The organism is Microbispora sp. H10670 (assembly GCF_014161385.1).
Classification (GTDB): Bacteria; Actinomycetota; Actinomycetes; order Streptosporangiales; family Streptosporangiaceae; genus Microbispora; species Microbispora triticiradicis.
This window is the reverse complement of record NZ_JABBWW010000062.1, coordinates 1-5007: the sequence shown is the minus strand read 5'-3', so window position 1 is coordinate 5007 and position 5007 is coordinate 1. Positions and strand designations below refer to the sequence as shown.

Sequence of the window (5007 nt, the reverse complement as noted above, 5' to 3'; positions counted from 1 at the left end):
CCACGTCCAGTGAGTGCACATGAGCGCCTCCCGCCAGGACCGACAGATCCCGTTGAGGACCCGAGGTCAGTCAGCCGATGGGTCAAGCCCTGGCGGGAGGTGCTCATCTACATCATCACTGTCAGCCCAGGTCCGCGATGGCGATGACCGGGCCTCCGCCGGACGGCCCCTGGTGGACGGCCGCCACGGAGACGAACACGGCCGGGTCTCCGGTCACGCTCGCCGCCACCCCGCCGACCGTCGCCTTGATCTGGCGGTGCCAGTGGACGTCGGAGTCGTCGAGCATGATGTTGCGCCGCCCGCGGACGCGGCCGGACGGGTCGGCCTCGCACTTGATGAACAGGTTGACCAGCCGGCCGCCGAGGTCGTCCGTACGGGGGCGCTCGGGCAGGTCGATCCCGGCGTTCGCGACGGCCTCCCAGATGCCGTCGCTGTCCAGGGCGTCCCGCATCACCGAGTGGCCGACGCGGTAGCGCCCGCCGATCCCGCGCACGTTGCCCACCACGACGATCTGGGCCCGGTCGAGCTCCACGCCGCTGGAGCACGAGGCCACCGACGAGTAGAGCGACAGGTCCTTGTGGATCTGCTCGGCCGACGGCATCGGGATCTCCCCGAGCGCGACCGCGATGCCGAGCGCCGTGGTCGAGTTGGAGATGTCCATCGACTTGAGCGTGTCCTCGGTGACGACCGTCTGCCCGCGCTCCTTCGCGTCGGTGATCGTGGACAGCGTGAGCAGCGGGGTCTTGGTCTGCACGTAGTGGACGTCGGCCGGGTCGTCGATCCCGGCGAGCTTCATGGCCTCCCGCACCCCGGCGGCGACCTTCTCGACCATCGCGGGCCTGCCGATGTCCTCCGGAAGGATCACCTCGCTCATCGCCACGCCGACGCTCACCCTGGGCTCGTCGGTGCGTACGGCCTTCGCGGGGTCGATCGTCGCGAAGACGGTCGCGTGCGGGCTGAGCACGCCGTCGGTGCCGCCGGACCACACCAGCGGCACCTGCGCGATCTCCTCCGGCGTACGGGTGCCCTTCGTGGCGAGCACCTCGCGGAAGGCGCGGTCGGCGAGGATCCGCGTGTAGTCGTTGACCCCGCCGTTGCCCTCGGTCTTTCCGACGACCGCCAGCACCCGGTCCGCTTCGATCACCCCGTCGTCGATCAGCTTCGCGAGCCCGGAGGCGTCGGTGACGCTCTCGATGGGGACCTTCCGTACCTCGATCGGATCCGGCACTATCCCTCCACCCCTCTGGACACCCTGGTCCCGATATTTCCTGACAACGCCGCCCCGATGTGGTGCAGCGAGGTGATCACCGCCCGGTTGCCGCTCTCCTCGGCGAAGCGCAGGGCGGCCTCGACCTTGGGGCCCATGCTGCCCCCGGCGAAGTGACCGGCCGCCTGCAACGCGCGCAGCGCGGCGACGTCGACGTCCCCGATCGGACGTGCCCGGGGGGTGCCGAAGTCCGCCGAGGCGTACGGCACGTCGGTCGCGATCACGAGGTCGGTGGCGCCGACGGCGACGGCGAGCGCGGCGGCGGCGAGGTCCTTGTCGACCACCGCCTCGATCCCGGTCAGCACGCCGTCCGGCCGGCGTACGACCGGCACTCCGCCTCCCCCGGCGGCGACGACCGTGAACCCGGCCCCGATCAGCGCGACGGCCGCGGCGGCGTCCAGGATCTCCACCGGCCGGGGCGAGGCGACCACCCGCCGCCAGCCGCGTTCGAAGAGCCGCCAGACCTGGCCCTGCCCCTCGAACCGGCGCGCCTCGTCCTCGTCGAAGTAGCGCCCGATCGGCTTGACCGGATCCCGGAACGCCGGGTCGTCCGCGTCCACCAGTGTGCGGGTGACGACGGCCGCGACCCGCGCGTGCCCCAGCTCCCGCTGCAGTGCGTTCATGATGAGCGTGCCGATCGTGCCCTGCGTCTGCGCCACGCACCAGTCGAGCGGCACGGGCGGCACGACGCCCGCGCTGAGCTGGTTCTTCAGCAGGATGTTGCCGACCTGGGGGCCGTTTCCGTGGGTCAGCACCACCTCGTGCCCGGCCCGGATGAGCGCCGCCACGTGGTTCATCGCCTCGGCCACCGCCCGGTGCTGGTCCGCCGGTGACGCGCTCCCGTCCGGAGCCGTCATGGCGTTGCCGCCGAGTGCGATCAGTACGCGTCCGCCCACATCCGGAAACTATCCAGCCCCACACAGGCCTTCATTGGCGAGTTCCGCCCACCCCTGCCGCATCCATGAGCAGATTTCACCAAGCCCGGCACCGAGCTGCGGGATCGGTTCCCGTCCCGGCGGCCTCTGCCAGAATGCTCACCACTGCCCCCCTTTCAATGGAGATCCGTATGTCGACGCCTCAGGTGCGGCCCGGGCTCACCCACGAACGCGTCGGCGTCTTCGCCGACGCGATCTTCGCGATCGCCATCACGCTGCTCGCCCTGGAACTCCCCCGCGGGCGAGGACCTCCAGCGGCTGAGCGCCTTCTTCGGCGACCACTTCGGCTCCTTCATGGCCTTCGCCATCGCCTTCCTGATGCTCTGGTTCGCGTGGCGGGCCCATCACACGCTGTTCGACCAGATCGAGCGGGTGTCCCAGTCGATGCTCCTGCTGCACATTCCGCTGCTGTTCTTCGTGGCCTTCCTGCCGTACACGACGTCGCTGTTCGGCGAGGCCAACGCCGGTCACTTCCCGGAGGACGGCAGGGCCCTGGCGACCGGCCTGTTCGCCGGCAGCGAGGCCGTCCTGCTGCTCACCCAGGGCGCGCTGTTCACTCTGGTGCTGACGCAGCGGCTGCACCGGCCGGAGGCCGACCTGCCCCGCCTGCGCGCCAACGCCGGGGTCTATTGGGCGATCGGGATCTACTGGCTGCTGACGGCCGTGGCGTCCGCCTGGGTGGTCAGCGCGGTGCCCTTCCTGTGGCTGGGGACCTCTCTCGTCGCCTACGGCACGGTCCGCGTGCTCAGGAGGCGGTGAAGCCGCGCAACACGTCCGCGATCTCGTCGGCCTCGGTGAGCTTGCCCGACGCCACCGCGATCACGAACTCGTACGCGGCGTCGTCATCCTGCGGATCGATCTCCAGCCCGTTCTTCGCGCAGAAGACGTACATCGTGAGCCACCCCGCGCGCTTGTTGCCATCCACGAACGGATGATTGGACACGATCGAGTGCAGGATGGCCGCCGCCTTCGTCAAGACGTCGGGATAGGCGTCCCGTCCGAACACCGATGTCCGCGGGCGGAGCAGTGCCGCCTCCAGCAGCCCGATGTCACGGACCTCGATCGGCGCTCCCGTCGCCCGGCGGGCGATGCTCAGCCCCTGCTCAAGGGAGATGTAGCGGATCACTCCCCCAGCCTGCGCAGGAGGTCCGCGAAACGCTGCGCCCCCTTCTCGGCCAGCAGGTCGGTGTACTCGTCGTCGGCGACGCGGGCGAGGTAGTCGTCGATCGCGTGAAGGGCGATCTGCTGCATACTCCGCCCTTCCCTCTCCGCGCGCCGCCGGAGGGCCTCGGTCTGCTCGTCACTCAGACGCAGCGTCATTGCCATGCCTCCGATGGTACGGGCCGGTATCACGGCGATACCATCAGCGGAGAGTATGGATCACCTGACGCTCAGTCATCGAATTCGTCAGCCGCCGAGGCGGCGGAGGCGGGTGACGGCCTCGTCGATGACCTCGTCGCGCTTGCAGAAGGCGAACCGCAGGAAGTGGCGGCCGCGGTCCGGGTGGTCGTAGAAGACCTGGGTGGGGATCGCGACGACTCCCGCCAGTTCGGGCAGCCGCCGGGCGAGGTCGAGCCCGTCGGTGAAGCCGAGCGGCCTGATGTCGGTCTGCACGAAATAGGTGCCGGCCGGCCGGAGCACGTCGAAGCCGGCCTCCGCCAGGCCCGTCATGAGGCGGTCCCGCTTGGCCTGCAGGGCCGCCCGCTGGGCCGCGACCCACTCCATCTCCTCCTGCAGGGCGTACGCGACCGCGGCCTGCCAGGGGGCGTTCGCGGTGTAGGTGAGGAACTGCTTGACCGCCTGCACGGCGCCAGCGAGCGGCGCCGGAGCGCACACCCAGCCGGTCTTCCAGCCGGTGACGCTGAAGGTCTTGCCCGCGGAGGAGATCATGATCGTGCGCTCGCGCATGCCGGGCAGCGTGGCCAGCGGAACGTGCTCGACGCCGTCGAAGGCGAGGTGCTCGTAGACCTCGTCAGTCACCGCGATCAGGTCGTGCTCGCGGCACACGCGGGCGACGCACTCCAGTTCCTCCCGGGTGAACACGGTCCCGGTCGGGTTGTGCGGCGAGTTCACCAGGATCGCGCGGGTGCGGGGCGTGATCGCGGCCTCCAGCTCGGCCGGGTCGAAGGTGAACCGTCCCGCGTCGACACGCAGCGTGACCGCCCTACGCACGGCTCCCGCGAGCGCGACGGCCGCGGCGTAGGAGTCGTAGTAGGGCTCGAAGACGACCACCTCGTCGCCCGGTTCGCAGAGCGCGAGGATCGCCGCGGCGATGGCCTCGGTGGCGCCGACGGTGACGAGGACCTCCCCGTCGGGATCGTAGGCGAGGCCGTACCACTGCTTGCGGTGCTCCGCGACCGCCTGGCGCAACTCGGGGAGGCCCGGTCCGGGCGGATACTGGTTGAGACCGCTCCGCACGGCCTCGACCGCGCGCTCCAGCATGCGCTCCGGCCCGTCGGTGTCCGGGAAGCCCTGGCCCAGGTTGATCGAGCCCGTCTCCACGGCCAGCTTCGTCATCGTGGCGAAGACGGTCGTGCCGAACTCCCGCATCCGCCGCACCAGAGGCTCACTCACAGCCGCCACCCTATCCCGCGGCCCGCCGGCTCAAGTCCTGCGCGACAACGCCGCGAGGTGCCGCTCCGGGCGACGTGACGGGGCAGAGATTGGCGGTCGCGGCCCTAGTGTCCTGCGCCTGAAATTCGTCGGCAATATCGTGCGAGGGATTCGAGGATCTCCTCTGCGGTCTTCTTCCATACGAACGGCCGGGGGTTGTCGTTCCACTGGGCGATCCAGTCCCGGATGTCC

At 70.2% G+C, this 5007-nt stretch carries 7 protein-coding genes; 1 reads left to right on the top strand and 6 read right to left on the bottom strand.

Features of this window, described 5'->3' with window-relative positions; all coding sequences use genetic code 11:
- Positions 1 to 121: 121 nt before the first annotated feature.
- The 3 genes from HHX33_RS34415 to HHX33_RS34405 all read right to left on the bottom strand — a co-directional run bounded on the left by HHX33_RS34415 (position 122) and on the right by HHX33_RS34405 (position 2510).
- Entirely contained in the window at positions 122 to 1228 is a 1107-nt protein-coding gene (locus HHX33_RS34415) for a ring-opening amidohydrolase (protein ID WP_182878221.1), read from the bottom strand.
- Positions 1228 to 2163, bottom strand: a complete 936-nt coding sequence (locus tag HHX33_RS34410; RefSeq protein ID WP_310741645.1) for a carbamate kinase — start codon at positions 2161 to 2163, stop codon at positions 1228 to 1230. Before HHX33_RS34410 ends, HHX33_RS34415 begins: the two co-directional genes overlap by 1 nt.
- A gap of 155 nt (positions 2164 to 2318) precedes the next feature.
- Complete coding sequence (locus tag HHX33_RS34405) at positions 2319 to 2510, bottom strand: hypothetical protein (RefSeq protein WP_182878220.1); 192 nt, start codon at positions 2508 to 2510, stop codon at positions 2319 to 2321.
- Between HHX33_RS34405 and HHX33_RS34400 the strand changes: the two genes are divergently transcribed.
- Positions 2497 to 2961, top strand: a complete 465-nt coding sequence (locus tag HHX33_RS34400; protein ID WP_182878219.1) for a TMEM175 family protein — start codon at positions 2497 to 2499, stop codon at positions 2959 to 2961. The two genes, HHX33_RS34405 and HHX33_RS34400, sit on opposite strands and share 14 nt — an antisense overlap.
- Here HHX33_RS34400 and HHX33_RS34395 read toward each other — a convergent pair.
- From HHX33_RS34395 to HHX33_RS34385, 3 genes are all read right to left on the bottom strand, one after another.
- Positions 2948 to 3328 carry a type II toxin-antitoxin system death-on-curing family toxin gene (locus HHX33_RS34395; RefSeq protein ID WP_182878218.1) on the bottom strand — a complete coding sequence of 127 codons (381 nt, stop codon included), beginning with the start codon at positions 3326 to 3328 and terminating at the stop codon, positions 2948 to 2950. The genes HHX33_RS34400 and HHX33_RS34395 overlap by 14 nt on opposite strands.
- The gene (locus HHX33_RS34390; RefSeq protein ID WP_182878217.1) at positions 3325 to 3528 is read right to left on the bottom strand and encodes a FitA-like ribbon-helix-helix domain-containing protein; all 204 of its coding nucleotides are present in this window, start codon (positions 3526 to 3528) and stop codon (positions 3325 to 3327) included. The genes HHX33_RS34395 and HHX33_RS34390 overlap by 4 nt, the downstream gene beginning before the upstream one ends.
- A gap of 81 nt (positions 3529 to 3609) precedes the next feature.
- Positions 3610 to 4776, bottom strand: coding sequence for a pyridoxal phosphate-dependent aminotransferase (locus HHX33_RS34385; RefSeq protein ID WP_182878216.1), 1167 nt, complete (start codon positions 4774 to 4776; stop codon positions 3610 to 3612).
- Positions 4777 to 5007 lie beyond the last annotated feature (231 nt).

What these genes read in the sequence shown, in the direction of transcription:
- HHX33_RS34400 (WP_182878219.1), top strand. Translation starts at nt 2,497, where the DNA reads ATGGCCTTCGCCATCGCCTTCCTGATGCTCTGGTTCGCGTGGCGGGCC.
- HHX33_RS34390 (WP_182878217.1), bottom strand. Translation starts at nt 3,528, where the DNA reads ATGGCAATGACGCTGCGTCTGAGTGACGAGCAGACCGAGGCCCTCCGG.
- HHX33_RS34405 (WP_182878220.1), bottom strand. Translation starts at nt 2,510, where the DNA reads ATGGCGAAGGCCATGAAGGAGCCGAAGTGGTCGCCGAAGAAGGCGCTC.